This window comes from Bauldia sp. (assembly GCF_965232525.1).
GTDB lineage: Bacteria > Pseudomonadota > Alphaproteobacteria > Rhizobiales > Kaistiaceae > Bauldia.
Window position 1 is genome coordinate 2,880,807 of record NZ_OZ246980.1, and the last position, 25,718, is coordinate 2,906,524.

The following is a 25,718-nucleotide window of genomic DNA, read 5'->3' on the forward strand; positions in this document are numbered from 1 at the left end:
CCTACAACGCGGTCGCTCGGGCGGCCGGCCGCGATGACAAGTGCAGTTTGGCTAGCGGGAGCTGAGAATCATCGTGGCAGTGAAAATCGGAACCAAGGGCAAGGATCGTCTCAAGGGAACGAACAAAGCGGACGTGATCTTTGGGGACCCTTACACCGGCGGCAATACCTTCAGCAATGAGTACGACGTGGACAAGAAGGGCGGCTTGCTCAAGCAGTCCGCTGCGGATGACATTATCCTGGGACGTGGCCAGGCCGACTGGTTGGCTGGCGACGCCTGGAAAATCTCTTCGGGTGGCAAGGGCGGGAACGATACCATCAGTGGTGGTGGTGGCGGCGACGATCTGTTCGGCGATGCCTACTACATGAACGGTAACGCCAAGGGCGGCAACGACAAACTTGGCGGCGGAAAGGGCCAGGACTTCTTGCTGGGTGACGCTAGTCAGATGTGGGACCAGGCGCGCGGGGGCGACGACGATCTCAAGGGCGGCACCGAGTCGGACGATCTGCTAGGCGACACCTGGCACCTGAAAGACAAAGCCAGAGGGGGTGACGACAAGCTCAGCGGCGGCGGCAAGACCGACGACATTTGGGGCGACGCCCTCACAATGAAGAGCAAGACCAAGGGAGGCGACGACAACGCCAACGGCGGGGCGAACGATGACAGTCTCGTCGGTGACGCGAGCTCGATGAAGGGCGGTGCCAGGGGCGGCGATGACAAATTGGACGGCGGCGCTGACGACGACGAAGTATACGGCGACGCCTTAGCCTTAGTTGATGATAGTCGCGGCGGGAACGATATCGTCAAAGGGGGCGACGGCAAGGATGAGGCTTTCGGTGACGCGAGCTCGATGAACGGCAATGCTGTTGGCGGCAATGACAAAGTAAGCGGGGGAGACGGACCGGACTCGGTGTACGGCGACGCTTTCAACATGAAACAGAATGTCAAAGGCGGCGACGACGATGTTATGGGCGGGGCCGGAAACGACAAGCTTTCCGGTGACGCGGGCCGGATGAGCGGAAATGCCAAAGGCGGCGATGACAAGATCGATGGCGGTTCCGGAAAGGATCAGGCCTTCGGTGACGCGGAGTTCATGGAAGACAACAGCCGTGGTGGGGATGACGAGGTTTTTGGGGGGGCGGGTGACGACAAGCTGTTTGGCGACGCTGAAGAGATGAAGGAACGTACGATCGCCGGCAACGACAAGATCACCGGTGGTGAAGGCAATGACATCCTTTATGGCGATGCGAAGAAAATCACCAAGAACGTCACGACCGGGGCTGACACGTTTTTCTTCGCCGAGGGCAGCGGCAATGACACGATCGGCGACTTCGAGGTGGGCAAGGACAAGATCGATCTCACCGGGTATGCCGATATCGAGGCGGGTGACATTGTGCTGGATGTGTCCGATGGCGACACGTTCGTCGATCTCGGTGGGTCGAACTCGATCCTGTTCAAGGACGTCGAACTAGACAATACGAGCGACTTCATTTTCGCTTGAGGGCAGTCGTCCCGGCGTGACCCTGGCGCCGCGCCGGATGGCGGTGCCGGGGCGCGGCGCTGGCGATCGCGCAGTCTTGCTCGACATCAGGGACTAGTCGACGACCGGGCCCCCGCTGATGGCTACGCGTTTGGTCGTGGCGTCGGCCTCTCACGTTGCAATCGCCTTGAGCGGGCGCGATAGTGTCGCGGGCTGCGGGAGCAACCGGACGGGGAGGATTGCGCCATGCCTTATACGTTGTCGAATTGCACGATCCAGCCGGCGGGGGCCGGCCATATGGTGGGCACCGGGTGGGTGCCGCCGATGGTCGATCCGCGCGATTTCACCGACAGCCACCCGAAGATCGCGCCGATCGTCAAGGAGCTGTCCAAGAACCTCGGCAAGCGGAAGACCAAGGCGTTGCGCTCGCCGCCACGTTCGGTCGACCTGCGGCCGTGGTGCAGTCCGATCGAAGACCAGCTGAGCATCGGGTCGTGTACGGCCCACGCCGCCGTAGGCATCGTCGAATACTTCCAGCGCCGCGCGTTCGGCAAGCATTTGGACGGTTCGCGGTTGTTCGTCTACAAGGCGACGCGCAACATCATGGGGGTCAACGGCGACACCGGCGCGTGGTTGCGCAACGCGATGGGGGCGCTGGTCACCTGCGGCGTGCCGACCGAGCGGTACTGGCCCTACAACATCAGCGACTTCGACATCGAGCCACCGCCCTTCGTCTACGCGGTCGCCGACAACTTCGAGGCGGTCAAATATTTCAGCCACGATCCGCTGAGCAAGAACGTCGCCAAGGCGAAGGTGGTCCAGAGTGTCAAGAAGTACCTCGCGCTGGGCATTCCGGCGATGTTCGGGTTCTGGGGTTACGGCTCGTTCGACTATGGCGACCAGCCCGGCCACGTGCCGCTGCCGACCAAGGCCGAGCACGACAGCGATCCGGAATGGGGCCATGCGGTCGTCGCAGTCGGCTACGATGACAGCCGCAAGATCACCAACACCGTCAACAACGAGACCACCACCGGCGCGCTGCTTCTTCGTAACTCGTGGGGCTTGTCGTGGGGCGATTCCGGCTACGGCTGGATGCCCTATGATTATGTTCTGAACGGTCTGGCGATGGATTTCTGGTCGCTGTTGAAGATGGAGTGGGTCGACGCCGAGCGGTTCTACTGAACCGCCGGCGGGCGCCGACCGTCGGACGAAAGGGGGGGTGACAACGCGGCTGCGATATGAGAACATAAAGTGAACATTCAAAAGGAAACGTTACCCCGGCGAGGCGAAGAAGGCTGTGGACGGCGGGCGGTTTCAGGGGGCGGCGCGCAAGCGAAACGGCTAGGGTCGGCAAAATTCCAAAAAGCGAGAGGCACCCATGGCGGGCAGCGTCAACAAGGTCATTCTGATCGGCAATCTCGGCCGCGATCCGGAAGTGCGGCGGCTCAATTCGGGCGCGCCGGTGGTCAATATGCGGATCGCCACGTCCGAATCCTGGCGCGACAAGAACACCGGCGAGCGGCAGGAACGCACCGAGTGGCACAACGTAGTCATCTTCAACGAGAACCTTGCCAAGCTCGCCGAGCAGTATCTGCGCAAGGGCTCTAAGGTTTATGTCGAGGGCCAGCTCCAGACCCGCAAATGGCAGGACCAGAGCGGTCAGGATCGTTATACAACCGAAGTGGTGATCCAGCGCTTCCGTGGCGATCTCACTTTCCTCGACCGGGCTGGTGACAGTGGTGGTCGCAGTGAGGGCGACTTCGGGCGCGCCGCGCCGATCGAGGGCGGCGGATCGTCAGGCGGAGGCGGCGGGTCGCGCAGCTACGCCGAGGAACTGGACGACGAGATTCCGTTCTAGACCACCGTCGCCGCCATGTGGGGCGTTGAAGTCTGATACCGCCGATTGATACTCGTCGGTCGGGGCGTATGGGGCTATTGTCGCTGAACGCCGTGGGATGCAGGTTGGATTTGTTTCGGTAGCATCCAATTCAGTGCTCAGCTTCAAGGAGACTATACACAATGATATCAAAATCGATCGCCGCTCATGCGGTGTATCAACGACGTGCTTGGGCGGCCTTGGTCATGCTCCTAGGCCTGCTGTTGGCGCCGATGCATGCATTTGGCGTAGAGAAAAATCTCCCCTGCGACGCGGTTCACAGCTCGTGTGCCGCTCAGCATAAACTAGGCGGCGCGGGAGAGTTAATCGTTCACGCGTGGTGTACAAATCCCCAGTTTTCAAACGAAGAGCATTCAAAGCTGAGCTGTAACGAAGAAAGTGGGAATCCCAATAAAGTATATTGTGATGCTTCGACATACGGGGATGGTCATTGGGATTGCCACTGCTATAACAAGACCCCGGACATTTATGGCTTCAACTACGAAATTCACTGCGGGAGTCCCGTGAAATAGGATCGGCACTTGCCCCAGCGACCGAGGGCTGCCGCCATAAAGATTGCGGCGAAAAAGCTCTGGTGGTGTGTTGATCCGCGCTAGGCCATGCGGCGGACGTTGAGACGGCTGAAGAGGAGTCTCGGTCGGTCGGGGCGGACATCGGTTCGACGATCACCGTGTGATCGCCGAACCACAGGCTCGTGACAGCAACGACTTTCATCGATCAACCCCAATGGAGCCACAAGGCAGTGGTGGCGGGTCGCGCAGCTATGCCGAAGAACTCGACGACGAGATTCCGTTCTAGGCGGGTTTTGGCAGCGCGTCGGCGCGGACGGCGTCGATGATCGCGGTGATTTCCGGCGCGTAATAGCCGCGCTGCTTCTGAAATTCCGCGGAGCGGAGGTAGTCGGCGTGACGGGCGAGTTCACCGCGCACGACCGCGCGCCAGTCCTTCGATTGCGTTCCCAGAAGGACTTCGTCGAAGGAATACAGCATGTTCGCAACGAACAGTTCGTACCGGACGATATCTGCCCGATTTCCTTGCTGCTTGATTTGATCATAGTCCGGACTGGCGAGGTCTGGCCGTTCGATGGCCTCCCGGAGATATTCGCGAAACAGGCCCATCGCTGTTGCCTCCCGCTGGATCGCGCGCTGGCCGCGAATCTGGACGTAGACCATGGAGATCCCGACGAAGGCGAAAATCGCGGCGAACCCGGTGGCGAAGCCTTCGATAACCGCCGCAAGTTCGACGATGGTCAGCGCCCCGATGTCGGTCATGGTTCCTCCTTCGCGCGATAGCGGCTGTTCCCGAGGTCCGGTTGCGGATCAGGTTACAGCAAACTTCAAAGGGTCGCGGCAAAGGTGCCCGGCCGGCGATACCGACCGGGCTGTCTGCGGCTAGAGCAGATCTTCGGCGCCGAGCGCGGTCAGCTGGTCGTAGACCCCGCCGGACGCTGTCAGCACACTGTTCCAATCGGGTGCCGAGAGGTTGGCGGCGGTCAAGTCCTCGGCCTGAACGTCCTCGACGACATAGACGTGGCCGCCGTTGTTCAGGACTTCGATCAGGAGATCACCGTCGACCTCCGAGATGGCCACCGTGTTGGCCGGCAGCGCACCGAAGTCGAGGACGTCTTCGCTCGCGGCAAAATCGGCGATGGTTTCGGTCTTGGCCCAGTTCCAGGTGAGGACATGGGTGTCGGTCTCGCCATTTCCGGTGTTCTGGTTGCCGTCGCCGCCCGAGCCGCCACCACCGGACCCGCCGTCGCTGGAGCCGTCGCCGCCGGTGTTGCCACCGTCGCCGCCGCTATCGCCGGAATCGGAGCCATCCCCATCGCCGTCGGTCGGCGTGTCGCTGTCCGGCGCGCCGACGCCGACACGGGTCTGGTGCCCATCGGTGACCTGGCCTGCCGGGCCCTCCGGTGTGAGCAGGCCCTCCCGCGACACCAGAGTGACGTCATTGGCGGAGAAGCCGAACGGCACCTCGAGATTGTCCTCAATCACCTGGTCGTGGTGGAACGCCACGTTGCCCGGATTGAGGTCGGCGAGCTCAAGGCCGGTGAAGACGAAGGTCTGGCCCGAAGGATAGGTGCTGATCACCAGGCCCTGGTCAGTGTCCTCCACCGACAGCCGCTCGCGGGTGCCGTAGTAGAGGAAGCTGATCATCATCGTCGACGGATCGAAGTCGTCGATCACCGTAGTCGAGCCGTATTCGTGGGAGCGGATGTAGACGGTGTTGTCATCGCGTGGTCCGACGCCGAGTTCCCACGACATCACCCCGCCGACATCCTGGCGAAAGTGCTCGTTCTGGACGACGCCGAAGGTCTCGATACCAAGATCGGTGATCGCGACGCCGGTCACGATCTGCATGTCGGTCCACCAGGGATTATCGATGATCAGTTCGCCGGTGGGCGCCTTGGTGATGATCATGTTGTGGACCGACGTGTCGCCGAAGTCGATGCGGTCGACGGCGGGATCGAAGCCGACAATGTCGTCGGCGAAATAGTCGGCGCGGTAGATGACCCCACCTTCTGGGGTGATCCCCGACACCGGCGCCGGGTTGGAGCCGTCGGCGTCGTAGATGATGGTTTTGCCCTCGGTCCCGACCGGTTCGGCGATGGCTTCGCCGAGCGCCGCCGCCACTTCGTTGAGGGCCGATTGCTCGGCGATCGAGAAGTTGCCCAAGTCGAGGTCGGCAAGGCCAATGCCGACCAGGGTGACTGTGCTGATCGGCGCGCCGCCGACCTCGGTGACCGTGAAGGTTGTGTTGCCGTTAGCTTCGGCGACGACCAGGCGGTCGGCGGTGATGCCGCCCTCGATGTGGATCATATCCTTCGACGGATCGAAATCGTCGATGGTTGTCGAAGGTGAGGTGAGGGTGACCATGGTCATCACCGGGGAGTCGTCCGAGCCGTCACCGTGATCACCATGGTCGTCACCGGTGCTGATCACCGCGAAGAGCTCGGCGCCGAGGGTGGCATCCATGACGGTGAAGTTGGCCGGGGACAGATCGGCGAGGGCGACCCCGGCGAGGGTGGTCGCCTGATTATTGCCGGGGGCGGCTATGACCACGCCCGCGGTGGTCTCGCTCATTTCGATTTGTCCGCTGTGGAACCAGTCGACAAAGATCGTGTCGGCGGTCGGGTCGAACCCATCGATCACCGGGTACTGGCCCCACATCCAGGTGATGACTACGGTGGCGGTTGCCGCGCTGACGTTGGCGGTGCCGTTGCCGCCACCGGTATCGACGACGCCACCGCCGGCGTTGTCACCGCTTCCATTGTTGTCGCCAGTTCCCCCGTTGTCGGTGCCACCATCGCCCGAGCCGTCAGCGCCGTCGTTGTCGCCATCGCCCGGCGTATCACCGCCGTCGCCCTGGCCATCGCCGGGCAACCCATCGCCGATCATGGTCATGATCGTCGCGCCCAGGGCGCCGTCGAGGACAGTGAAGTTGGCGGGCGACAGGTCGGCCAGAGAAACGCCAACGATCGTGATCGTCTGGATCATGCTCGGAATGCCGATGAGCACGCCATCATTGGTGTCAGTGATGGTGAGTTCGCCGACTTTGAACCAATCGATGAAGATCGTGTCGGTGGCGGGGTCGAAGTCTTCGACCCGCGGATTGGTACCCCAATTCCAGGTCACCACCACGTCGGCGGTTTCGGCGGTGACATTGGCGGTGCCATTGTCGCTGTTACCGCTGCCGCCACCGACGTTGTCGCCGGGCGATCCGAGGCCTTCGTCGCCGGTCAGGCGATCGTCGAAATAGGCGATCAGTTCGGACACCGCGGGCGCGTCAAAGCCGCCGAACTGGTCGATATATTGAACGATCGACGTGCCGAATTCGTCGTTGCTGGGGATATCGTTCAGAAGATAGGTGACGGTGGCCGGGGCGCCGCGCAGATGGGCGCCGGCAAGCAGCCCGGTGAGCGTCAGGGTCACCGAGACTTCAACGCCGTTCTGGGTGTAAGAGCGGGTCGTGCCGATATAGTCGTCGAGGCTCTTGCCGCCGGCGGCGAGGCCCGCTTCGATGATCTTGAGGTTGTGGCCGAATGCTTCGCGGATCGCGACGTTCTGAGCGGCCGCGGTCATGAAGTCTTCAAGTGACTCTACGCCATTCTTGCCGGTCCAGGTTCCGTCCCAGGTGTTCGCGGCGGCACCGTTGCCGTAGTAGAAATCGTCGTCGTAGTAACCAAGGTCGATGAGCAGCGCTTCGCCGAACTGAAAGCCGACGAACCCGAACGAGTTCATCGATCGATAGGCCATGACCTCCCATTCGGCGTCGCTGAGCTGCGACCAGCTGGTGTATTGCGGAAAGAAGTCCGTGACGGGTCCGCCGGCCCACTGGGTGAGCTGCCAGTCCTGGATAATGCCGGCTTCGTAGCGGGGGCGATCCCAACCGGATTCGAAGGCCAGGAGGCCAGCGAGAAAATCGTCGAATGTACCATTGAGGGTTTCGGGCATCCGTTAGCTTCCCCTAAGCTTGATCATGACGCCCGGGTCGTGGGCTAGGGGCGCTTTGTGGCTCGAGCAAGGCCGGGACGACCGCTCGTCATGCCAGTGACGGCGAGCCGCTGGCGTCGTGGCAGTGACGCGTGGACAAGCCCATCGGGGCGGTTAATCTCGGCGAAGATTGAAGCGAAGGGAGTTGCGGGATGAGGCGGATTGCGATTGCTTCGGCGATGCTCGCCGGGCTGTTGGGATCGATGGCACTCGCCGGCGAGGCGGACGTGATCGAGGCCGTGGCTACGCCTGAGGCGGGCGGCACCTGGCGGTTCGATGTGACGGTGCGCCATGCCGATGAAGGCTGGGATCATTACGCCGACGCGTGGGAAGTGCGCCTGCCGGACGGGACGGTGCTCGGCACCCGGACCTTGCTTCATCCGCACGAGAACGAGCAGCCGTTCACCCGAAGCCTGCGCGGCGTGGCGATCCCGGACGATGCTGAGACGGTCGAGGTCTACGCCCGGGACAGCGTTCATGGCTGGGGTGGGGCCGTGGTGACGGTGATCCTGGAGGCGCCGCCGTCTTAGCCGATGGCCGAGCCGCCTAAGATGTTCCGGTGGAGAAAGTCTCGACGAAAGTACGGACGCCGGTTCCCATGAACTGAATAGCCAGCGCGGCGAGGATGACACCGAGCAGGCGCCCGACAACAATGCGGCCGACGCTGCCAATCAGGTTGTCGATACGGCGAGAGGCTATCAACACCAGGAAGGTCAAAACCATCAGCGCGGCGATCGCAATGATCAACCCGACGAGCTCCACCCAATCGTCGCGCCGCGAAGTCAACAGGATGGTCGCTGAAATCGCCCCCGGTCCGGCCATCATTGGAATGGCGAGGGGAAAGACGGCGACAGTGGTGAGGTCGCTGTCGGTGACGGACGCCGCCGCCTTTTGGCCGCGATCTTCGGAAGCAAAGATCATGTGAAAGGCGGTGGCGAACAGCAGCAGGCCGCCGGCGACCTCGAAAGCCTCGATCGTGATACCAAAGAAGGCGATGATCCTGTCGCCGGCAACAGCGAAGGCGATGAGGATGACGGTGGCGATTAGCACCGAACGGATCGCCACGGCATTGCGCTCTTTGGATATCATACCAGCTGTAACGACGAGGAACAGCGGTACGATGCTGATCGGGTTCGCCGTGACGAACAGCGTTAGGAAAGAGTGAATGGGCTTTTCGAACATTGCCCGGCTTCCGGCTCCTCGTTGAAACGAGCCGACCGAAGTTGGTCGGCGATTCAACGTAACATTTTACCGGAACGCTGGTTAATGAGCGATATTGGTTTGCTGATCGCTTTATCGTGCGCGGGTCGCGTGGTCGGCCCACAACAGGGCCAAAGAAAAAGCAGCGAACGCGCCAAGGATCAGCGCGACGACCAAGGCGACATCACCCGGCATGGTCGATCCTCCCGTTGTGTTAACGGAAGAAGTGTGCGCGCGGTGGATCATCGGCCTTGATCGAAATCAAGGTCTTAGGTGACGCCAACCCGGGGCCGGGTCAAACAAGGTCGTTAGCCAAAGTCGCGAAAAGGCGCACACGCGATAGGCCAATCGCGGCGCGGCGGCTATGATGTGGCTGACTCGATTAACCGGAGTGCCCGTTCCGTGACCCGCATCGTCGCTTTGGCCGCTATGATGGCTGCCGCCTTCGCTCTGACAGCGCCGCCGGTGGAGGCGAAGAAGAGCCACTACAAGCACTACAATGACAACCGATCCAACCGGCAGGCGTGGGACGGGCGCGGCAATCCGTGGGCGCGGCCAAACTGCTTCGCCTGGAGCCGGAAGATCCAATACTGGGTTTGGGTGTGCGGAAAGCCCTATCCGGTAGAAATGCCCAACCGGGAAGACCCGCGTCTACGGCAGTAGTGCGCCGACGCGGACCGCGCCGGCGCTTCGTTTGCACTTAGGCCGCGGCCGCGCGCGGCGTGTCGAACGACAATTCGATATCAACGTTCAGGGTCGAAACCGCGCCCGATTGGTCGGTGCGGACGTTGACCTTGTCGGGATCGATCGGCACGTGGCGGCGGATGACTTCGAGGATTTCCTCGCGTAGCGCGGCGACCAAGTCCGGCCGACCGGTCATCGCCCGCTCGTGCGCCAGCAGGATCTTCAGCCGATCCCGGGCGACCGGCGCGGAACGCCGGAGTTTGAGAAAACGCAACAACATCAGGCTGCCCTCCGGAACAGACCCCCAAACAACCCCTTCTTGATCACCGGCACCTTCATCTCGACGCTTTCGCCTTTGACGCGCTTGGCCGCGTCCTTGTAGGCGCGGGCGGAGTCGCTGGCAGGATCGGCCAGCGTCACCGGTAAGCCAAGGTTCGATGCCTTGAGGATCGACGGGCTCTCCGGAACGATGCCGATCAACGGCAGGGAGAGAATCTCCAGAACGTCATCGATCGCCAGCATATCGCCTCGGTCGGCCCGGCTCGGGTCGTAGCGGGTGATCATCACATGCTTCTCGATCGTCTCGCCCTTCTCCGCCTTGGCCGTGCGGGCGTCGAGGAGGCCGATGATGCGGTCGGAGTCTCGAACGGACGAGACCTCCGGGTTGGTCACGACGACACCCATATCGGCGTGGCGCATGGCGAGATAAGCGCCGCGTTCGATTCCCGCCGGGCTGTCGCAGATTACCCAGTCGAAGGAGTCACGTAGCGACGAAACCACGTCCTCGACGCCTTCTTCGGTGAGGGCGTCCTTGTCCCGCGTCTGCGAGGCGGCAAGCAGATGCAGGGTCTCGATCCGCTTGTCACGGATGAGCGCCTGAGACAGCTTGGCCTGGCCCTGGATGACGTTGACGAAGTCGTAAACGACCCGTCGCTCGGCGCCGAGCACAAGGTCGAGGTTGCGCAAGCCCACGTCGAAGTCCACCAGCGCGACGGTGTCGCCGGTCTCGGCCAGGGCGGCCCCCAGCGCGGCAGAGGACGTGGTCTTGCCAACGCCGCCCTTACCGGAAGTCACTACGATTACGGTCCCCATCTCCTTGTCGTGCTCCTTGCTAGTCGAGAATCTCAGTCACAATTGCATCGCCCCGCAGCCGGATCTGAACCGGCTTGCCGACCACCGATGGCGGGCTTTGTTCGGCGGTCAGGTAGTTGCCGTCGATCGACACCAACTCAGCTTCGAACTTGCGGGCGAAGATCAGGGCATTGGTGTTGCCAGTCGCGCCGGCGAGCGCGCGGCCGCGCAGTGTTCCGTAGGCATGGATCGATCCGCCGGCGATGACTTCGGCGCCGGAAGCGACCGAGCCGAGCACGGTCACGTCGCCCTCGGGATGGAAGATCGACTGGCCCGAGCGCACCGGACGGTCGACGATCAGGCCGCCGCGGGTGGTCGGCGCCAGGCGTTCGGCCGTTGGTGCCCCGCCACTGCCGGGAAATTCGATGACCTTCGCCGACGGCTTGCCGCTTCCGAGCGGTGCCAGCGCTGGCTCGAGCCATGCCGAGTCTACGCCCTCGACGGCGATGACCCGGATCGAGCGCTCGTGCAGAGCGGCGACGATGGCGTCGGTCTCGGCTCGGTCGGGTGCCAATCGCGCCAGGTCGAGGACAACTGGGCGGTTGGCGAAGAATGCGGCCGACTGGCCGGCGACGGCATCAAGATCGGCGAGCCAGGCGCTGACCGGCGGTTGCGGCTCCAGCACGAATGCGAGAAACGACCGACCGGCGAGACGAATTCCCGAACTGGCAGCAAGAGCAAGAGACACGGAGCGTTAACCGGAGTTAATGAACAGTTATCCGATCTCGCCCCAACATGGTTAACGCCCGGTTAAGGGCGCCGTTCCAAGCGATCAGTTGACGTCGCTTGCCGGCGTTCACCTGACGTTTCGTGCGGCTTCCGGCCCGGTTCGTCTTTTGAAGTCGATCATTTCGCGGCCGACCGTAGGCGGTTTGCCTTGGCTCGAGGAGGAGGCGAGGAACCTGATTCGAGGGCCTGCTGAGGTCGCGTTTCCGAGCCGCGAGCTACGCGAATCCGTCGGACATGCTATGATTGTGCAATTCGGGCGACCGACGTCAGATGGAGGGGGCGATCCATGATGACTCTGGTCTTTTCGGCGTTGTTCCTGACGCTGCTGCTTGGTTGGTTCGGCCGGCGTTGGATCGCCGGTTTGCTGCTGGTCATTCTCATCGTGCTGTTCGTCGGTGAGTTTCTGTGGGAGGTCTGGAGCCCGGAACACGGCTTCCGCATGCCGTGGATTCAGGTGCACCTGGGGACGCCCGATCCGGCGGTGAGAGGCGTCACCGGATGAGCGATGGAGCGCCGGTCGGAGCCGGTCAGCGGCTGCTTGCCGCTCTCAGTTACACCTATCTCCTTGCCATGATGACGGTCATCGCTGCGATCGTCGCGGCGGCGATGACCATGCAGTACCTCTACGGCGAACTGCCCTGTCCGCTGTGTCTCCTCCAGCGCGCGGCGCTGTTCGGTGTTTGCTTCGGCATCATGCTGACTTTTCGCCACGGCTACTCGCCGCAGAACACCGGGATCAGTCTGTTATTCGCGATCCTTCTGCTGATCGTCGCGGAGCGACAAACGCTTCTCGACATCTATCCGCGTCCCGGCCACGCCTATGTCGGTAGCGCGGTGTTCGGTCTGCATATGCCGGTTTGGTCGGTGATCATTGCGCTGGTCCTCTTGATCACCATCGCCGCCAAATTGGCGATCGTGGGCGGCGATCGTGAGTTGGAGCACGTCCATATCCGATCGTTCCCATTTCTCGCCAGGATCGGGACGGTCGTCAGCCTGTTCGTGATCCTGCTCTGCCTCATCAACCTGGTGTCGGTGATCCTGCAGTGCGGCCTCAACGAATGCCACACCTTCGGCTACCAGCTGCTCGGCGGTCCGACCAGCGCGTCGGAGTAGCCCCTGGTCAACCGGCGTCGGGCAAGGCCATGGGAGCGTCGGGCTCATCCAGCGCGACGAGGTGAAACACCAGACGCTCGCCGTCGATCAGCAGCGTGATTTGCTCCTCGCCGGTCGGGACAACGTCGGCGGGCACCAGGCCGCGATGCTCGATCACGCGCATGCCCGAAGTCATCCAGAATGCCGCGTCGTCCTGGGGAATGCGCCGACGGTCGGCCCATGAGATGTGGTAGAGGCGGCCGGCGAGACGGATTTGCATGTCGATGTCAACAGACTCGAGCAGGCGATCGCGGAGATAGCGAACCGCGTGGACGAACCGTGGGTCGTCCGCGGGATGGACGGGGAGGACAAGCTCTTGAGCCATTCACTCAGGTGTTATGATCTTGGGTGTCGGGTGCGACGTTAGGGTCTGGTTTCCCATAGGCCGGCTGTGTTAGTCGGTGCAATCGTTTCAGTATCCGAGGGGCCTTCTGCTTTCGCCGATGGTTGCTGTTTCTCATCGCTTCGAGCTTGTCTATTTTCCGATCCCGAAGAACGCCACGTCGTCGCTCAAGCACGTCTTCTACACGATCGAGACGGGTCATCCGTTCGATGCGAAGACCCGCGACCGCCTCGGGGGGACGGTTCACCAGTTCTACCGCTCCCGGCCGTCCGACTGGCTGGACTACTACGCTGGCTACACAAGCTTCGTGATTGTTCGCGACCCGATCAAACGGCTGTTGTCGGCCTACGGAAACCGCGTGCTTGGCGCCGGCGAGTCCCGTTCCGAAAAGCTGTCGAGCGCCGGTCTCAAGCCCGAGCCAACGATCGAAGAATTCATTATAAATTTCAACGAGTACCGCGAGAATTCGAAGGTCATACGCAACCATACGATCCCGCAATCGAGGTACGTCGGAGATTTCTGGGACAAGATCGCCCTTAAGATTCCGATCGAACAGTTGGGAAGTGTGCCTGAGATGCTCCAAAAGCTGACAGGTGCCAGAGTTGAGCTGCCGCAAATGAAAAAAACGCCCAACCCCGCAAAGGTATCGGACCTCTCACCGAAGCTATTTAACAAGCTCGTCGACTTCTACCAGAAGGACTACGAAATGCTGGGCCCGATGTACTCCCCGGACATGCTGAAATAGCGCTCCGGCGAACCCGGTGCGAACGGGCTGCCGCGACCGCGATCAGATATCTATAACTCTTTGATATTTAATCGTATTTTGACGTGGAGAAGCCCGCGTTTTGCCTTGTAACTTTGCCGGCGAATGCTTAAGTTCGCGGCAGCGATTGTTCTGATTCCCTGAGATGTCCATTGGCTGACGAAACACCGCCTCCCCAGGGGCCGGGCGAACCCGGCGAGGGGACCCCGCCCGGGATCGAATCCGTCTCGATCACCGACGAGATGCGCCAGAGCTATCTCGCTTATGCGATGAGCGTGATCGTGTCGCGGGCGCTGCCGGATGCCCGCGACGGTCTGAAGCCGGTGCACCGGCGGATTCTCTACGCCATGCACGAGGCCGGTTACGACTGGAACAAGCCCTACAAGAAATCGTCGCGGGTCGTCGGCGACGTCATGGGTAAGTACCACCCGCACAGCGATCAGGCGATCTACGACGCACTGGTGCGGATGGCGCAGGATTTCTCGATGCGTCTGCCGCTGATCGACGGGCAGGGGAACTTCGGATCGGTCGACGGCGATCCGCCGGCGGCGATGCGCTACACCGAGGTGCGCCTCGCCAAGGTGGCGCACTCGATGATCGAGGACATCGACAAGAACACCGTCGATTTCCGCGACAACTATGACGGCTCGGAGCAGGAACCGTCGGCTCTGCCGACGCGATTCCCGAATCTGCTCGTTAACGGCGCCGGCGGCATCGCGGTGGGTATGGCCACCAATATCCCGCCCCACAATCTCGGCGAGATCGTTGCCGCGACGATCGCGATGATCGACGATCCGGGTATCTCGCTGGAACAGTTGATGGAGATCGTTCCGGGACCGGACTTCCCGACCGGCGGGATCATCCTCGGCCGCGCCGGCATTCATGCGGCCTACGCCAAGAGCCGCGGCTCGATCCTGATGCGCGGGCGGGTCAGTGTCGAGACGATCCGCAAGGAGCGCGAGGCGCTGATCATCACCGAGATTCCCTATCAGGTGAACAAGGCCTCGATGATCGAGAAGATCGCCGAACTGGTCCGCGACAAGCGGATCGAGGGGATTTCCGACATTCGCGACGAATCTGATCGGCATGGCATGCGGGTGGTGATCGAGCTCAGGCGTGATGCGGTCGCCGATGTCGTGCTGAACCAGGTCTATCGGTTCTCGCCGCTGCAGACCTCCTTCGGGGCCAACATGGTAGCGCTGAACGGCGGCCGGCCGGAGCCCATGACGCTCAGCGACCTGCTGGCCGCGTTCATCGCCTTCCGCGAGGAGGTTGTTCAGCGCCGGACGCGCCACCTGCTCGCCAAGGCGCGGGAACGGGCCCACACCCTTGTCGGCCTGGCGATCGCGGTTGCCAATATCGACGAAGTCATCCGCATCATCCGGTCGTCGAAGGATGCGGCGACGGCGCGTGCCGAACTGATGGAACGCGCCTGGCCGGCCGAGCAGGTCGCGTCGTTGATCACTCTGATTGACGATCCGCGCCACCGGATCGCCGAGGACGGCACGTACCGGCTGTCGGAAGCTCAGGCGCGCGCCATTCTCGAATTGCGGCTGGCGCGGCTGACCGCGCTCGGGCGTGAGGAGATTGGCGACGAACTGGAAAAGATTGCCGCCGAGATCACCGACCTTCTCGACATTCTGCGTTCCCGACAACGGGTCCAGGCGATCATCAAGGAAGAACTGGAAGCAGTCCGCGACGAATTCGCCACGCCGCGCCGCACCGAGATCACCGAAGGTGGCGCCGATCTCGACGACGAGGATCTGATCCAGCGCGAGGACATGGTGGTGACGGTCACCCACGCCGGCTGGATCAAGCGGGTGGCGCTGGACACCTATCGGGCGCAGCGCCGCGGCGGCAAGGGTCGGACGGGCATGGCCACCAAGGACGAGGATTTCGTCAGCCGGGTGTTCGTCGCCAACACCCACACGCCGGTCCTGTTCTTCTCCTCGCGCGGTATTGTCTACAAGGAAAAGGTCTGGCGGCTGCCGTTGGCCGCGCCATCGGCGCGCGGTAAAGCGCTCATCAATCTGTTGCCGCTGGAGCCCGGCGAGCGGATCACATCGATCCTGCCGCTGCCCGAGGACGAAGCGAGTTGGGCGAGCCTCGACGTGATGTTCGGCACGACCAGCGGTCGGGTGCGGCGCAACAAGCTCTCCGACTTCGTTCAGGTCAACCGTAACGGCAAGATAGCGATGAAGCTGGACGACGGTGACGGCATCGTCGGCGTTCAGCTCTGCACCGAAGCGCATGACGTCTTGCTGACCACCGCGCGGGGCCAGTGCATTCGCTTCCCGGTCAACGACGTTCGGGTGTTCAAGGGCCGCGACTCGACCGGCGTACGCGGGATCGCGCTGGCGGACGGGGATCGGGTCATCTCCATGGCGATCCTGCTCCACTTCGATGCCGATTCGACCGAACGCAACGCCTATCTGAAGATGAGTCGGGCGGTGCGTGGCGAAGGCGAGCCAGACGAGGCGTCAGTCGACGGCGAGGGCGACGATGCTGGTGTCGGCGAATTGTCGCAGGAACGCTACGCCGAGATGAGCGCCGTCGAGCAGCTCATCCTCACGGTATCGGAAAACGGTTATGGCAAGCGATCGTCGTCGTTCGAGTACCGGACGACGGGCCGCGGCGGCAAGGGGATCGTCGCGATGGTCGTCAATGAGCGCAACGGGCCGCTCGTGGCGTCGTTCCCGGTCGAGAGCAACGACCAGATCATGCTGGTCTCCGACGGGGGGCAGATCATCCGCATGCCGATCGACGACATCAGGATCGTCGGGCGCGGCACCCAAGGGGTTATCGTCTTCAATACGGCCGAGGACGAGACGGTGGTCTCTGTCGAGCACCTTTCCGAGGACGAGGCCGACGAAAACGGAGAAGAAAGTCCGCCGCCCGAGGGCTGATTCATCAAACGCAGTCAGCCCGTCTCACCGGTGGCGCCGTTCGGCCGCCAGCGATAGATCCAGTCGTTCTGCATCAGGATGAGCCGCGTGCCGGCGGCGCGGAGCGCCAGGTCGCGGACGCGGGCGGTCAGGCCCTCGGCGTGGTAGTGCTCACCGGTGCGGTTCGCCACGTTCCACACCTTGGTCACCCGCTGCCGGCGTTGGGCTTCGTAGGCGCGGAAGGCGGGCTCGGCATTGCCGCCCGTCGCCGCCAGGCAGTCACCGAGAACCGCCGCGTCCTCGATCGCCATCACCGCGCCCTGGGCGAGGAACGGTACCATCGCATGGGCGGCGTCGCCGATCAGGGTTGTCGCACCGCTTGACCACGGGCCGGTCGGATCGACGGCGTTGAGCGCCCAGCGCTGCCAAGTGGCGGCGGCGGCGAGGATGGCGCGGACCTCCGGACTCCAGCCATTCAGACGCTCGGCGATCAGGCGATAGTCACCACGGGCGTTCCACCCCGGCTTGGCCCATCGCTCCGCGATGATGGCGACGACGTTGACAGCCGCACCGCCGGCGATGGGGTAGTGCACCAGGTGCGCGTTCGGTCCGAGCCACAGGCCGACCCGATCGGTTGGCAACGACGCCGGAGCGTTGTCGACCGGGATGACCGTGCGCCAGGCAGTGCGGCCGGTCGGCACCGGCCCGCGCGCACCCGGTACGCGATCGCGGGTGGTCGACCAGACACCGTCGGCGCCGATGATACCGGCGACCTCCATGACTTCGCCGCGGTGGCCCTTGAGCTTGGCAAACAGCGTATCGTCGCGAGCCAGCACGTCGTCGAGAACCGCGCCAAGGATCAATGTGACGCCGTGGGCGGCTTTCACCGCATCGGCCAGCACCTTCTGCAGGTCGGCACGGTGAATGACGCGGTAAGGGAAGCCGTAGCGCTGACGAAACGCCTCGACCGGAAGCGCGGTCAGCACCGCACCGCTGGCCCCGTCACGGATATCGATCAGCCGCGGTTCGAGCGCCAGCGTGGCGATCGCATCGTCAAGGCCGAGGTCGGCGAGGACCCGTCCCGCGTTCGGCGAAAGTTGAATGCCGGCGCCGATTTCGCTGAGCGCTTCGGCGCGTTCGGCGATGACTGCGTCAAAGCCGGCGCGGGCTATCGCGAGGGCCGTCGTCAGGCCGGCGATCCCGGCGCCGATGATCAGGAAGGTCGGCCTCTCGCCCATGGCAAAAGGCGACGCGCGGCGTCAGGCCGCGGCCCGTTCCGTAAACAGATGACCCGGCGGATCGGTCGCTTCCGGCCCGAGGTCGGCCCGGTACTTGTAGAGGGTCGAGCAGTACGGACAGATCTTTTCGTCGCCATCGCCCATGTCGAGGAAGACGTGAGGATGGTCGAACGGCGGCTTGGCGCCGACGCACATGAACTCCCGGACGCCAATCGCGATCGATGCGGCTCCGGATTCGTTATGGAAATGAGGGACGACGCTATGAGCCATGGTCGTTTGAGTCTCGCGCTTTTCAAGTTCGCGGCGGACCATAAAGGCGGTTGGTGGTGGTCGACAAGCCCGCAAGCATCTGGTTCCGCCGCGGCCCTTTGGCTATAGCAGGCGCTTTCCCGACGGAAGGGGTCTCCCGCGTGCCGATCCAGCATCTCCAGTCCGATGGCGTCGACATCGCCTTTCTCGATCAGGGTGAGGGCGAACCGATCCTGCTGATCCACGGATTCGCCTCCAATCACGTGGTCAATTGGGGCGCGACCGGCTGGATCGATCACCTGAGGCGGGCAGGCCGTCGCGTCATTGCGATGGATGTGCGCGGTCACGGCGACAGCGCCAAGCTGCACGATCCGGAGCAATATCGCGTCGAGCGTCTGGCCGGCGATGCGGCCAACTTGGTCGATCATCTCGGCCTCGGGCGCGTGGACGTGATGGGTTACTCGATGGGCGGGCGGATCGGTGCATTCCTAACCGTGCTTCATCCGGACAAGGTACGCTCGCTGATCATCGGGGGCATGGGCATGGCGCTGGTCGACGGCATGGGCGGGGAGGACGCGATTGTCGCCGCGCTGGAAGCGCCGAGCCTTGATGCGATCACGGACGAGACCGGACGGGCCTATCGCAAGTTCGCCGAGCAGACCGGAAGCGACACCAAGGCCCTTGCCGCCTGCATGCGGGTGGCGCGTGAAAACCTGGCGCCGGAGCAGTTGGCGACCATCGACGTACCCGTGCTGATCGCGGTCGGCGAAAACGACGTGGTGGCCGGATCGCTGCAAGAGCTTGGGACGTTCATCCCCGGGGCCAGGGTGCACGTGATCCCGCGTCGCGACCACATGCTCGCCACCGCGGATCGCAGCTTCATTGCCGAGACGCTCGACTTTCTGGTGCGACGGGCGTAAGCCGGCTCGCCCTTGTGAACCGTGGGCGATGAACTAAGTCATGGTGTGGTAACCGAAGCCGGGTTATGGAGCTTCGCGTTGGGGCGGGAGGAACCCTTGTGATAGGGTCCGCGGCCGCGAGGGGCTCGGGAGCAGGATATGTCGTCACGCAGTACAGATATCGCGGACGGGCGGCTGACAAGCGTCGACCCCGTCTGGGATGATATCCAGGCGGACGCCCAGCGAATCGTCAAAGCCGATCCGGCGATGGCGAGTTTCGTTTTCGCGACGGTGCTGAACCACAAGCGCCTGGAAGATGCGGTCGTCCACCGTATCGCCCAGCGGCTAGACAGCGCCGTGGTCAGTGCGGAGGTCATTCGAGTCGGCTTCGACGATGCGTTCGCCGCCGATCCGTGGATCAGCGAGGCGATGCGGATCGATCTCGCCGCAGTGTACGATCGCGACCCGGCCTGCTCGCGCTACATCGAGCCGGTGCTCTACTTCAAGGGCTTCCACGCGATCCAGGCCCATCGACTGGCCCATTGGCTGTGGAACGAAGGGCGGCGCGACTTTGCGCTCTATCTCCAGAGCCGGTCGTCGGAGGTCTTCCAGACCGACATCAACCCCGCTGCGCGTATCGGCAAGGGTATCTTCCTCGATCATGCTACCGGCCTGGTCGTCGGTCAGACCGCTGAGATCGCCGACGACGTGTCGATTCTCCAGGACGTCACGCTGGGCGGGACCGGCAAGGAAGACGGCGACCGGCATCCCAAGATCGAGCACAGCGTCCTGGTCGGTGCGGGGGCCAAGATTCTCGGTAATATCACCGTCGGCCACTGCTCCAAGGTGGCGGCCGGTTCGGTGGTGCTCAAGCCGGTACCGCCGAACACCAGCGTCGCCGGTGTGCCGGCGCGGGTGATCGGCGAGGCGGGCTGTTCCGATCCGGCGCGGTCGATGGACCAGATGCTCGCCGGAGCCGAGACCGAACTTTGAACCGGCAACGCCGGACAGCCAGGAAAGGGCGACAGTGACTCCCCAGGAAATCAACAAACTCGAGACATACTTCCGCAAGCGCTTCTCGGACCCGACGATCGAAGTGCGTCAGCGGCCGCAGAAGACCGATTCGGCCGAACTCTATTTCGGCGACGAGTTTGTGGGGGTCATCTACCGCGACGACGAGGACGGCGACCTGTCGTACAACTTCACGATGGCCGTCCTCGACATCGACCTGGAGTGACCGTCGCTACGGACGACGGAAGAACTGCCCGAACAGCCGCTTCAACCTGTCGTCCATCGTTCGCCAGTTCGCCAGTAACGCTTCATTGAAGCGATAGCGCACCACAAGTCCGTAGCCGATATTGATGTCGCGGATGCAGGTGGCGGGAATCTCCTCGGTCGCCTCCGCCAGACAGCGCGTGACGAACGGCGCCGTGCCGTAGGGAGCGTGGTAGACGATCTCGTCGGCATAGCGGGAGGTGGGATTGAGGCGGCGGCCGATCAATGATGCCGGGCCGATGAACGCCGGTCCGTCGAAGAAGCGGGCATAGATCGTGGACAGGCGACGATCTGAGTCGATGTCGTTCACCCGTGGTTCGAGGGTCGCGTAGATCAGCGGTGCACCGGAGGAGGAGTCCTTGAAAGCGGCAGCCCGCTCTGTGGTGAATCCGTCGAGCGACGGCCAGTGGAGGAGGAGGTCGATCTTATCGAGCGCGCCGCCGCGTCGGGCGTTGCGATGACGGATCATGTTCGCCGGGATCACCAGAGGCTCGTCGGCGACGACGACGCGAACCGGGGTCGTCTTGTCTTTGAGGCCGCGGAGCGCAACCCGATCGTGATAGGCATCGATCGCCCGGCTGACACCCCAGGCGGCGGCGGCAACCGCGATGGCGGCGAGCAGCGCCCATACCGCCGGACCACCCCAACCATGGGTCTTGTTGTCGATCGCGACCGACTGCGTCATGGGCGTCTCCGGCTCGAGCAATGCTACTTACGAATCGATCGATACCAGCCGTCCCTTAATGAACCGGTAACTACGCGCATCTCCAAAAGGGCATCTCCAAAGATGCATGAATAACAGGCCGATGAAGGGGACAACTGAAGTTCTGAAGGAGGTGCTTTATACCGACGGAGTGCATGTGGCGGGCTCGACAGGTCGGGTCCCACCTGCGAGAACACGGCCATGCCGATTTACGCCCTCGACTCCGTCGCGCCCGACCTGCCGGACCCCGACGACTACTGGATCGCACCGAACGCGACCGTGATCGGTCAGGTGAAACTCGGCGCCAAGGTGGGCGTCTGGTTCGGTGCGGTGTTGCGGGGCGACCAGGAGCCTATCGTCGTCGGACCAGAGACCAATATCCAGGAACTCAGCGTCTTTCATACCGACACAGGCTTCCCGCTGACCGTCGGCCGCGGCTGCACGATCGGCCATCGCGCTACCGTCCACGGCTGTACGGTCGGCGACAATTGCCTGGTCGGCATGGGGGCAGTGATCCTGAACGGCGCCCGGATCGGCGATAACTGCCTGATCGGCGCGGGGGCACTGGTGCCCGAGGGGCGGGAGATACCACCGGGATCGCTGGTGATCGGCATGCCGGGCAAAGTTGTTCGCCCATTGACCGAAGCCGAGATCGAAGGAAACCGCGCTTCGGCGGCCCATTACGCCGCGAATTGGCGTCGTTTCGCCGGGGGGCTGACTGAGCTGTAGCGCAGCGCCGGGCAAGGCCCCCGCGGGGTGTTATCGGCGTGGCACCGCCTATATAAGGCCTCGGGCCGCATACGGCCCGCCCACCATTTCCTTCTCATGTGCCAGGAGTATCGCCCATGTCGACCGAGCAAGACTGGCAGGTCGCGGAGTCGGCGCAACCGGATCCGAGCGATTACAGCTACGACCTCGATCGTGCCCTTTCGGCGATGGTCAGCGTCCGCTCGACCGTGCCCAATGACGCCTTCACGGCCGATATCCTGGGTACCGAGCGCGCCGGCAACGGGGTTCTGATCCGCGCCGACGGGGTGGTGCTGACGATCGGTTATCTGGTGACAGAGGCGGAGACCGTCTGGCTCGGCCTGCATGACGGGCGGTCGATCCCCGGCCACGTCCTCGGTTATGACCAGACAACCGGGTTCGGCTTGGTCCAGGCATTGGCGCGGGTCGATCTGCCGACGCTCGACATCGGCAGCTCGACCGATCTGGAACCGGGAACTCCGATTGTGCTGGCCGGCGCCGGCGGCCGGGCCCAGTCGCTGGCCGGTCGGGTGCTCGGCAAGCAGGAGTTTGCCGGCTACTGGGAGTACCTGCTGGACGAAGCGATCTTCACCGCGCCCGCCCACCCACAGTGGGGCGGCGCCGGCCTGATCGGCCCCGACGGGACGCTGAGAGGGATCGGCTCGCTTCGGCTGGAGCAATCCGACAACGAGGTCGACAAGCAACTCAACATGATCGTGCCGATCGATCTCCTGTCGCCCATTCTTGACGACATGCTGACCCTTGGCAGGCCAAACAAGCCGCCGCGGCCCTGGCTCGGGCTCTATGCGGTCGAGGTCGACGATCAGGTGGTGGTCGCCGGAACGGCGGACGGCGCGCCGGCGGAGGCGTCGGGCCTCGAGAACGGAGACGTGATCGTCGCCGTCGCGGGGACCCGGGTCGACGATCTGGCCAGCTTCTTCCGCAAGATGTGGTCGCTTGGCGCGGCCGGTGTCGACGTTCCACTGACCGTTTACCATGACGGTCAAATGGTCGACATGACGATCACCTCGGGCGACCGTAACGCCTACCTCAAGGCGCCGCGCCTCCACTGACGGATTCCTCCGCGGATGTGTGTGTTGGTGTTTGGAGGACGCTTGCGTTGGTCTTCGGCATCGCACAATTCGACAACGCTGCGTTCCCCCTCCCTTTACCTGCGGGGAACGGATGTGGCGGCGCCTCAGGGACACCAACTCGAAGTCTCGCCGGTGCTCACACCCTTGCCTCCCCCCTTGTGGGGGAGGCCGGATTTCTCCGGTTCCGATCTTGGAACCGGTTCGAAATCCGGGAGGGGGGTAATGCCGCGACCGCACCGATCGACGTGTCGATTCAGCGGCGGCCGAAAAGGACTCCCTCGCGTTTCCTCGGCCGCAGACCGGGATGACGGTCACCCCCCTCTGGCTCCGCTAGGGCGCGCTTCGCGACGCCAAGCTCCGCCGTCTCCCCCGCAAGGGGGGAGAGGGCGCGTTTTCTCCCCGGCGAGGACTGCCGCAGAGGAATCCCGACGAGCGTGCCGATCTGGGCTGGTTTGCGAAATTGTGAGCCGGCCCTGGGGCGAGGGCCGGCTCGTTGGACCTGATCTGGGGACGGGGGGTGGGACGCGACCAGGCCCAAGCTCGTCCTTTGTCTCGTGTGTTCGTGGTCAGTCGCTGAGACTGCCAACCATCGCAGCGCGACCGTCCTCGACCGCCACCCACTGACCGGAGTCATAGGTCGATTGCCGCTTCAGAAAGCGGTACGGCGTGTCGTTCCACGTCGAAATGTGGGGTTTGAGGTTGTCGAGCACCAGATCCCCATGATCGGTAAGCACGGTCAATACAGCGTGACCGTCGCCGTTCTGCTGGTGGACGACGGTAATCAGCAATCCGCCGAGCGGCCAGCCGCGCTCGGCGAGCAGGCGACGCTTGAGAAGGACGAAATCCTCGCAGTCGCCCCGGTCGGTGGGGTAGACCCACACTTCCGGCTCCCCGAACAGATCTTGGTCGGTGACTGGGCGGACCGCCGCATTGACCGCGCGATTAACGTCGACCAAGGTGTTCCAGCGTTCCTCGGTGAGCTGTACACGCTGTTGGCCGCGGCTACGGACCGCGCATTCGCTTTTGTCGCGGGCGCACAGATTGTAGTGGCCGATCGGCTGGGCCGTCTTGCCGCGGATAGTCATGAACGGTGAGGTGTCCCCATCTTCCGCCAGCGCCATGTCGCCAGCGACCGCCAAAGCGACTAAAGTAAACAAAAGTGTAACGGCCTGCGTGACGCGCATAATCATCTCCCCATCCGAAAATGACTATGACATCCGCAGTTTTATTTGAGTCTAAGATGGAAATGACAATCCGATTCGAATGAAAATCAAATTGTACCGAACAGATAAACTGTCTGTTTACTCTAATAACCCGGCCGGTGCAGGCCTGTCTTCCGGCCGAAGCCGGCCCGGGCGTTTCGCCCGCACATCCCGCCACCGTCATCATTTCGTCCAGCCATGACCGACCTGCGCCGCCTTTCCCGTGACACCCTCCCGCCGCTCCTGGACCTTGCCGTCCGTCCCGACCAGACCAGGTTCGTGGCACCGAACGCGGAGACGATGGCCGAGTCCATGTTCGAACCGAGTGCGGAACTCTATGGCATCTGGGACGGGGAGACGCCGGTCGGCATGATCGCGGTGGTCGACATGAGCCATCCGGAGCAGAAACTCGAGGCGGGCGACGATCCTGAGAGCCTGTTCATCTGGCGATTGATGGTTGACGCCGGCCATCAGAAGCGCGGCCACGGAACCGCCGCCGTGACCTTCGCGTTCGACCTTGCCCGGAAGAAGCGCCTGAAACGTGTCGGTGTGTCCTCGATTGATGCGGAGGGTTGCGCCGTGCCGTTCTACGAGGCGCTGGGATTTCGCCGCACCGGGCGCGTCATCGATCGCGAGGTGGAGCTAGTCTACCAACTCGGCTGACCGGTTGCCGGCTTCGGTGCGGTGCCGTCCCCGCGTCGGCGGCGCGCATTGGTTCCCGACAATTTGAGGCTTTTTGCCTTTATTCGGCCCGAGCAGGCGTTAGGGTGCGCGGCCATGTCAGTCCCGCACATTCAAACGCCGCCGCGCCGTGAGCCGGCCGTCAACCTGCCCGGGGTCGTGGTGGCGTTGCTGTTGGTGTTCGCCGCCATCCATGCCATCCGCGAGTACCTTCTCGGACCGACGACCGAGGCCGAGGTCCTGTTTCTGTTTTCCTTCATTCCGGCGCGCGTGTTTGACCCATCCTGGTACGGCCTGCTGCCCGGCGCCGAAGGGGCACGGATCTGGAGCTTCCTGACCTACGCGTTTCTCCACGCCGACTGGATGCACCTGATCTTCAACGGGCTGTGGATGGCGGCGTTCGGCAGCGCGGTGGCGTACCGGTTCGGTACCAGCCGGTTTCTGATCTACTCGGCCGCCGGCGCGATTGGCGGTTCGCTGCTCCACTTCGGCGTCCACCCGGACTCCACCGTACCAATGGTGGGGGCATCGGCGGCCGTCTCCGCGCATATGGCCGGCGCGGCGCGTTTCGTATTTGCCGGCGGACGGTCGCCGATGGCGTTCCGCCAGAACCGCTCCGCCGCCGCTTACCGGTACCCGGCGCCGTCCCTGGCTGACGCCGTGCGTGATCGCCGTGTGCTGACATTCCTAGGAGTTTGGTTCGGCTTGAACCTTCTGTTCGGGATTTTCGGCAGCAATACAATCGCCTCCGGCGCGATCGCATGGGAGGCCCATATCGGCGGGTTTGTCGTGGGTTTGCTGTTGTTTTCGTTGCTCGATCCGGTCGAGTCCCGTTAGGGACCGCACACCTTTTCGCAGCGATTGCTGCACTGC

General features: G+C 63.3%; 27 protein-coding genes. 16 read left to right on the forward strand and 11 right to left on the reverse strand.

All coding sequences use genetic code 11. The features are described from left to right. Positions 1 to 73: 73 nt before the first annotated feature. The 3 genes from ACO076_RS13635 to ssb all read left to right on the forward strand — a co-directional run bounded on the left by ACO076_RS13635 (position 74) and on the right by ssb (position 3,338). Entirely contained in the window at positions 74 to 1,501 is a 1,428-nt protein-coding gene (locus tag ACO076_RS13635; RefSeq protein WP_421723381.1) for a calcium-binding protein, read from the forward strand. A 225-nt stretch (positions 1,502 to 1,726) separates the two neighbouring features. Further along, complete coding sequence (locus ACO076_RS13640) at positions 1,727 to 2,662, forward strand: C1 family peptidase (RefSeq protein WP_421723382.1); 936 nt, start codon at positions 1,727 to 1,729, stop codon at positions 2,660 to 2,662. Positions 2,663 to 2,858: 196 nt separating this feature from the next. Next, positions 2,859 to 3,338 (forward strand): single-stranded DNA-binding protein, encoded by a 480-nt coding sequence (ssb, locus tag ACO076_RS13645; protein WP_421723383.1) that lies wholly within the window; start codon positions 2,859 to 2,861, stop codon positions 3,336 to 3,338. An 833-nt stretch (positions 3,339 to 4,171) separates the two neighbouring features. Here ssb and ACO076_RS13650 read toward each other — a convergent pair. Together ACO076_RS13650 and ACO076_RS13655 are read right to left on the reverse strand one after the other, a co-directional pair. Continuing rightward, complete coding sequence (locus ACO076_RS13650) at positions 4,172 to 4,648, reverse strand: hypothetical protein (protein ID WP_421723384.1); 477 nt, start codon at positions 4,646 to 4,648, stop codon at positions 4,172 to 4,174. A 120-nt stretch (positions 4,649 to 4,768) separates the two neighbouring features. Beyond that, entirely contained in the window at positions 4,769 to 7,831 is a 3,063-nt protein-coding gene (locus ACO076_RS13655; protein ID WP_421723385.1) for a hypothetical protein, read from the reverse strand. 191 nt (positions 7,832 to 8,022) lie between these two features. Between ACO076_RS13655 and ACO076_RS13660 the strand changes: the two genes are divergently transcribed. Next, positions 8,023 to 8,400, forward strand: coding sequence for a hypothetical protein (locus ACO076_RS13660; RefSeq protein WP_421723386.1), 378 nt, complete (start codon positions 8,023 to 8,025; stop codon positions 8,398 to 8,400). A gap of 16 nt (positions 8,401 to 8,416) precedes the next feature. On the opposite strand, the gene ACO076_RS13665 is transcribed toward ACO076_RS13660, so the two are convergent. Next, entirely contained in the window at positions 8,417 to 9,052 is a 636-nt protein-coding gene (locus ACO076_RS13665; protein WP_421723387.1) for a MarC family protein, read from the reverse strand. Between the two features lie 420 nt (positions 9,053 to 9,472). Between ACO076_RS13665 and ACO076_RS13670 the strand changes: the two genes are divergently transcribed. Continuing rightward, positions 9,473 to 9,733: a hypothetical protein gene (locus ACO076_RS13670; protein ID WP_421723388.1), complete on the forward strand. Its 261-nt coding sequence runs from the start codon at positions 9,473 to 9,475 to the stop codon at positions 9,731 to 9,733. Between the two features lie 37 nt (positions 9,734 to 9,770). Here ACO076_RS13670 and minE read toward each other — a convergent pair whose 3' ends face one another. From minE to minC, 3 genes are read right to left on the reverse strand one after another with little or no spacing between them, the layout of a single operon-like run. Continuing rightward, a complete protein-coding gene (gene minE, locus ACO076_RS13675; RefSeq protein WP_421723389.1) occupies positions 9,771 to 10,034 on the reverse strand; it encodes a cell division topological specificity factor MinE in 264 nt (87 codons plus the stop codon). Next, positions 10,034 to 10,846 carry a septum site-determining protein MinD gene (gene minD, locus ACO076_RS13680; RefSeq protein WP_421723390.1) on the reverse strand — a complete coding sequence of 271 codons (813 nt, stop codon included), beginning with the start codon at positions 10,844 to 10,846 and terminating at the stop codon, positions 10,034 to 10,036. The genes minE and minD overlap by 1 nt, the downstream gene beginning before the upstream one ends. A 19-nt stretch (positions 10,847 to 10,865) precedes the next feature. After that, positions 10,866 to 11,573: a septum site-determining protein MinC gene (minC, locus tag ACO076_RS13685; RefSeq protein WP_421723391.1), complete on the reverse strand. Its 708-nt coding sequence runs from the start codon at positions 11,571 to 11,573 to the stop codon at positions 10,866 to 10,868. A 327-nt stretch (positions 11,574 to 11,900) separates the two neighbouring features. On the opposite strand from minC, the gene ACO076_RS13690 reads away from it, so the two are divergent. Both ACO076_RS13690 and ACO076_RS13695 read left to right on the forward strand, forming a co-directional pair. After that, positions 11,901 to 12,116, forward strand: coding sequence for a hypothetical protein (locus ACO076_RS13690; RefSeq protein WP_421723392.1), 216 nt, complete (start codon positions 11,901 to 11,903; stop codon positions 12,114 to 12,116). Then, on the forward strand, positions 12,113 to 12,727 hold the full coding sequence (locus ACO076_RS13695) for a disulfide bond formation protein B (RefSeq protein WP_421723393.1): 615 nt from the start codon (positions 12,113 to 12,115) through the stop codon (positions 12,725 to 12,727). The genes ACO076_RS13690 and ACO076_RS13695 overlap by 4 nt, the downstream gene beginning before the upstream one ends. A gap of 7 nt (positions 12,728 to 12,734) precedes the next feature. Here ACO076_RS13695 and ACO076_RS13700 read toward each other — a convergent pair whose 3' ends face one another. Next, positions 12,735 to 13,091 (reverse strand): hypothetical protein, encoded by a 357-nt coding sequence (locus ACO076_RS13700; RefSeq protein ID WP_421723394.1) that lies wholly within the window; start codon positions 13,089 to 13,091, stop codon positions 12,735 to 12,737. A gap of 118 nt (positions 13,092 to 13,209) precedes the next feature. On the opposite strand from ACO076_RS13700, the gene ACO076_RS13705 reads away from it, so the two are divergent. Continuing rightward, positions 13,210 to 13,854 carry a sulfotransferase family 2 domain-containing protein gene (locus ACO076_RS13705; protein ID WP_421723395.1) on the forward strand — a complete coding sequence of 215 codons (645 nt, stop codon included), beginning with the start codon at positions 13,210 to 13,212 and terminating at the stop codon, positions 13,852 to 13,854. A gap of 170 nt (positions 13,855 to 14,024) precedes the next feature. Continuing rightward, on the forward strand, positions 14,025 to 16,778 hold the full coding sequence (gene gyrA / locus ACO076_RS13710; RefSeq protein ID WP_421723396.1) for a DNA gyrase subunit A: 2,754 nt from the start codon (positions 14,025 to 14,027) through the stop codon (positions 16,776 to 16,778). Between the two features lie 14 nt (positions 16,779 to 16,792). Here the strand turns inward: gyrA and ACO076_RS13715 are convergent, their stop codons facing one another. Next, entirely contained in the window at positions 16,793 to 17,995 is a 1,203-nt protein-coding gene (locus ACO076_RS13715) for an FAD-dependent monooxygenase (protein WP_421723397.1), read from the reverse strand. A gap of 21 nt (positions 17,996 to 18,016) precedes the next feature. Beyond that, on the reverse strand, positions 18,017 to 18,265 hold the full coding sequence (locus ACO076_RS13720) for a zinc-finger domain-containing protein (protein ID WP_421723398.1): 249 nt from the start codon (positions 18,263 to 18,265) through the stop codon (positions 18,017 to 18,019). Positions 18,266 to 18,411: 146 nt separating this feature from the next. On the opposite strand from ACO076_RS13720, the gene ACO076_RS13725 reads away from it, so the two are divergent. The 3 genes from ACO076_RS13725 to ACO076_RS13735 all read left to right on the forward strand — a co-directional run bounded on the left by ACO076_RS13725 (position 18,412) and on the right by ACO076_RS13735 (position 20,380). Next, complete coding sequence (locus ACO076_RS13725; protein WP_421726736.1) at positions 18,412 to 19,164, forward strand: alpha/beta fold hydrolase; 753 nt, start codon at positions 18,412 to 18,414, stop codon at positions 19,162 to 19,164. A gap of 138 nt (positions 19,165 to 19,302) precedes the next feature. Continuing rightward, complete coding sequence (cysE, locus tag ACO076_RS13730; protein WP_421723399.1) at positions 19,303 to 20,136, forward strand: serine O-acetyltransferase; 834 nt, start codon at positions 19,303 to 19,305, stop codon at positions 20,134 to 20,136. Positions 20,137 to 20,170: 34 nt separating this feature from the next. Further along, positions 20,171 to 20,380: a DUF3126 family protein gene (locus ACO076_RS13735; RefSeq protein WP_421723400.1), complete on the forward strand. Its 210-nt coding sequence runs from the start codon at positions 20,171 to 20,173 to the stop codon at positions 20,378 to 20,380. Between the two features lie 6 nt (positions 20,381 to 20,386). On the opposite strand, the gene ACO076_RS13740 is transcribed toward ACO076_RS13735, so the two are convergent. Then, positions 20,387 to 21,103 (reverse strand): hypothetical protein, encoded by a 717-nt coding sequence (locus ACO076_RS13740; protein WP_421723401.1) that lies wholly within the window; start codon positions 21,101 to 21,103, stop codon positions 20,387 to 20,389. A gap of 219 nt (positions 21,104 to 21,322) precedes the next feature. Here ACO076_RS13740 and ACO076_RS13745 point away from each other — a divergent pair, with 219 nt between their 5' ends. Beyond that, complete coding sequence (locus ACO076_RS13745; protein WP_421723402.1) at positions 21,323 to 21,850, forward strand: gamma carbonic anhydrase family protein; 528 nt, start codon at positions 21,323 to 21,325, stop codon at positions 21,848 to 21,850. A 116-nt stretch (positions 21,851 to 21,966) separates the two neighbouring features. Next, on the forward strand, positions 21,967 to 22,941 hold the full coding sequence (locus tag ACO076_RS13750; protein WP_421723403.1) for a S1C family serine protease: 975 nt from the start codon (positions 21,967 to 21,969) through the stop codon (positions 22,939 to 22,941). A gap of 587 nt (positions 22,942 to 23,528) precedes the next feature. On the opposite strand, the gene ACO076_RS13755 is transcribed toward ACO076_RS13750, so the two are convergent. Further along, positions 23,529 to 24,146, reverse strand: coding sequence for a transglutaminase-like cysteine peptidase (locus tag ACO076_RS13755; protein ID WP_421723404.1), 618 nt, complete (start codon positions 24,144 to 24,146; stop codon positions 23,529 to 23,531). Between the two features lie 216 nt (positions 24,147 to 24,362). On the opposite strand from ACO076_RS13755, the gene ACO076_RS13760 reads away from it, so the two are divergent. Together ACO076_RS13760 and ACO076_RS13765 are read left to right on the forward strand one after the other, a co-directional pair. Continuing rightward, complete coding sequence (locus tag ACO076_RS13760; RefSeq protein ID WP_421723405.1) at positions 24,363 to 24,827, forward strand: GNAT family N-acetyltransferase; 465 nt, start codon at positions 24,363 to 24,365, stop codon at positions 24,825 to 24,827. Between the two features lie 114 nt (positions 24,828 to 24,941). Further along, entirely contained in the window at positions 24,942 to 25,682 is a 741-nt protein-coding gene (locus ACO076_RS13765) for a rhomboid family intramembrane serine protease (RefSeq protein WP_421723406.1), read from the forward strand. The last annotated feature ends 36 nt before the right edge of the window (positions 25,683 to 25,718 follow it).

Coding starts and splice junctions, on each gene's coding strand:
- ACO076_RS13740 (WP_421723401.1), bottom strand. CDS start 21,103: ATGACGCAGTCGGTCGCGATCGACAACAAGACCCATGGTTGGGGTGGT.
- minD (WP_421723390.1), bottom strand. CDS start 10,846: ATGGGGACCGTAATCGTAGTGACTTCCGGTAAGGGCGGCGTTGGCAAG.
- ACO076_RS13655 (WP_421723385.1), bottom strand. CDS start 7,831: ATGCCCGAAACCCTCAATGGTACATTCGACGATTTTCTCGCTGGCCTC.
- ssb (WP_421723383.1), top strand. CDS start 2,859: ATGGCGGGCAGCGTCAACAAGGTCATTCTGATCGGCAATCTCGGCCGC.
- ACO076_RS13760 (WP_421723405.1), top strand. CDS start 24,363: ATGACCGACCTGCGCCGCCTTTCCCGTGACACCCTCCCGCCGCTCCTG.
- ACO076_RS13695 (WP_421723393.1), top strand. CDS start 12,113: ATGAGCGATGGAGCGCCGGTCGGAGCCGGTCAGCGGCTGCTTGCCGCT.
- ACO076_RS13700 (WP_421723394.1), bottom strand. CDS start 13,091: ATGGCTCAAGAGCTTGTCCTCCCCGTCCATCCCGCGGACGACCCACGG.
- ACO076_RS13720 (WP_421723398.1), bottom strand. CDS start 18,265: ATGGCTCATAGCGTCGTCCCTCATTTCCATAACGAATCCGGAGCCGCA.
- cysE (WP_421723399.1), top strand. CDS start 19,303: ATGTCGTCACGCAGTACAGATATCGCGGACGGGCGGCTGACAAGCGTC.
- ACO076_RS13660 (WP_421723386.1), top strand. CDS start 8,023: ATGAGGCGGATTGCGATTGCTTCGGCGATGCTCGCCGGGCTGTTGGGA.
- ACO076_RS13715 (WP_421723397.1), bottom strand. CDS start 17,995: ATGGGCGAGAGGCCGACCTTCCTGATCATCGGCGCCGGGATCGCCGGC.
- ACO076_RS13665 (WP_421723387.1), bottom strand. CDS start 9,052: ATGTTCGAAAAGCCCATTCACTCTTTCCTAACGCTGTTCGTCACGGCG.
- ACO076_RS13650 (WP_421723384.1), bottom strand. CDS start 4,648: ATGACCGACATCGGGGCGCTGACCATCGTCGAACTTGCGGCGGTTATC.
- ACO076_RS13690 (WP_421723392.1), top strand. CDS start 11,901: ATGATGACTCTGGTCTTTTCGGCGTTGTTCCTGACGCTGCTGCTTGGT.
- ACO076_RS13745 (WP_421723402.1), top strand. CDS start 21,323: ATGCCGATTTACGCCCTCGACTCCGTCGCGCCCGACCTGCCGGACCCC.
- ACO076_RS13705 (WP_421723395.1), top strand. CDS start 13,210: ATGGTTGCTGTTTCTCATCGCTTCGAGCTTGTCTATTTTCCGATCCCG.
- ACO076_RS13750 (WP_421723403.1), top strand. CDS start 21,967: ATGTCGACCGAGCAAGACTGGCAGGTCGCGGAGTCGGCGCAACCGGAT.
- ACO076_RS13765 (WP_421723406.1), top strand. CDS start 24,942: ATGTCAGTCCCGCACATTCAAACGCCGCCGCGCCGTGAGCCGGCCGTC.
- minE (WP_421723389.1), bottom strand. CDS start 10,034: ATGTTGTTGCGTTTTCTCAAACTCCGGCGTTCCGCGCCGGTCGCCCGG.
- ACO076_RS13640 (WP_421723382.1), top strand. CDS start 1,727: ATGCCTTATACGTTGTCGAATTGCACGATCCAGCCGGCGGGGGCCGGC.
- ACO076_RS13755 (WP_421723404.1), bottom strand. CDS start 24,146: ATGCGCGTCACGCAGGCCGTTACACTTTTGTTTACTTTAGTCGCTTTG.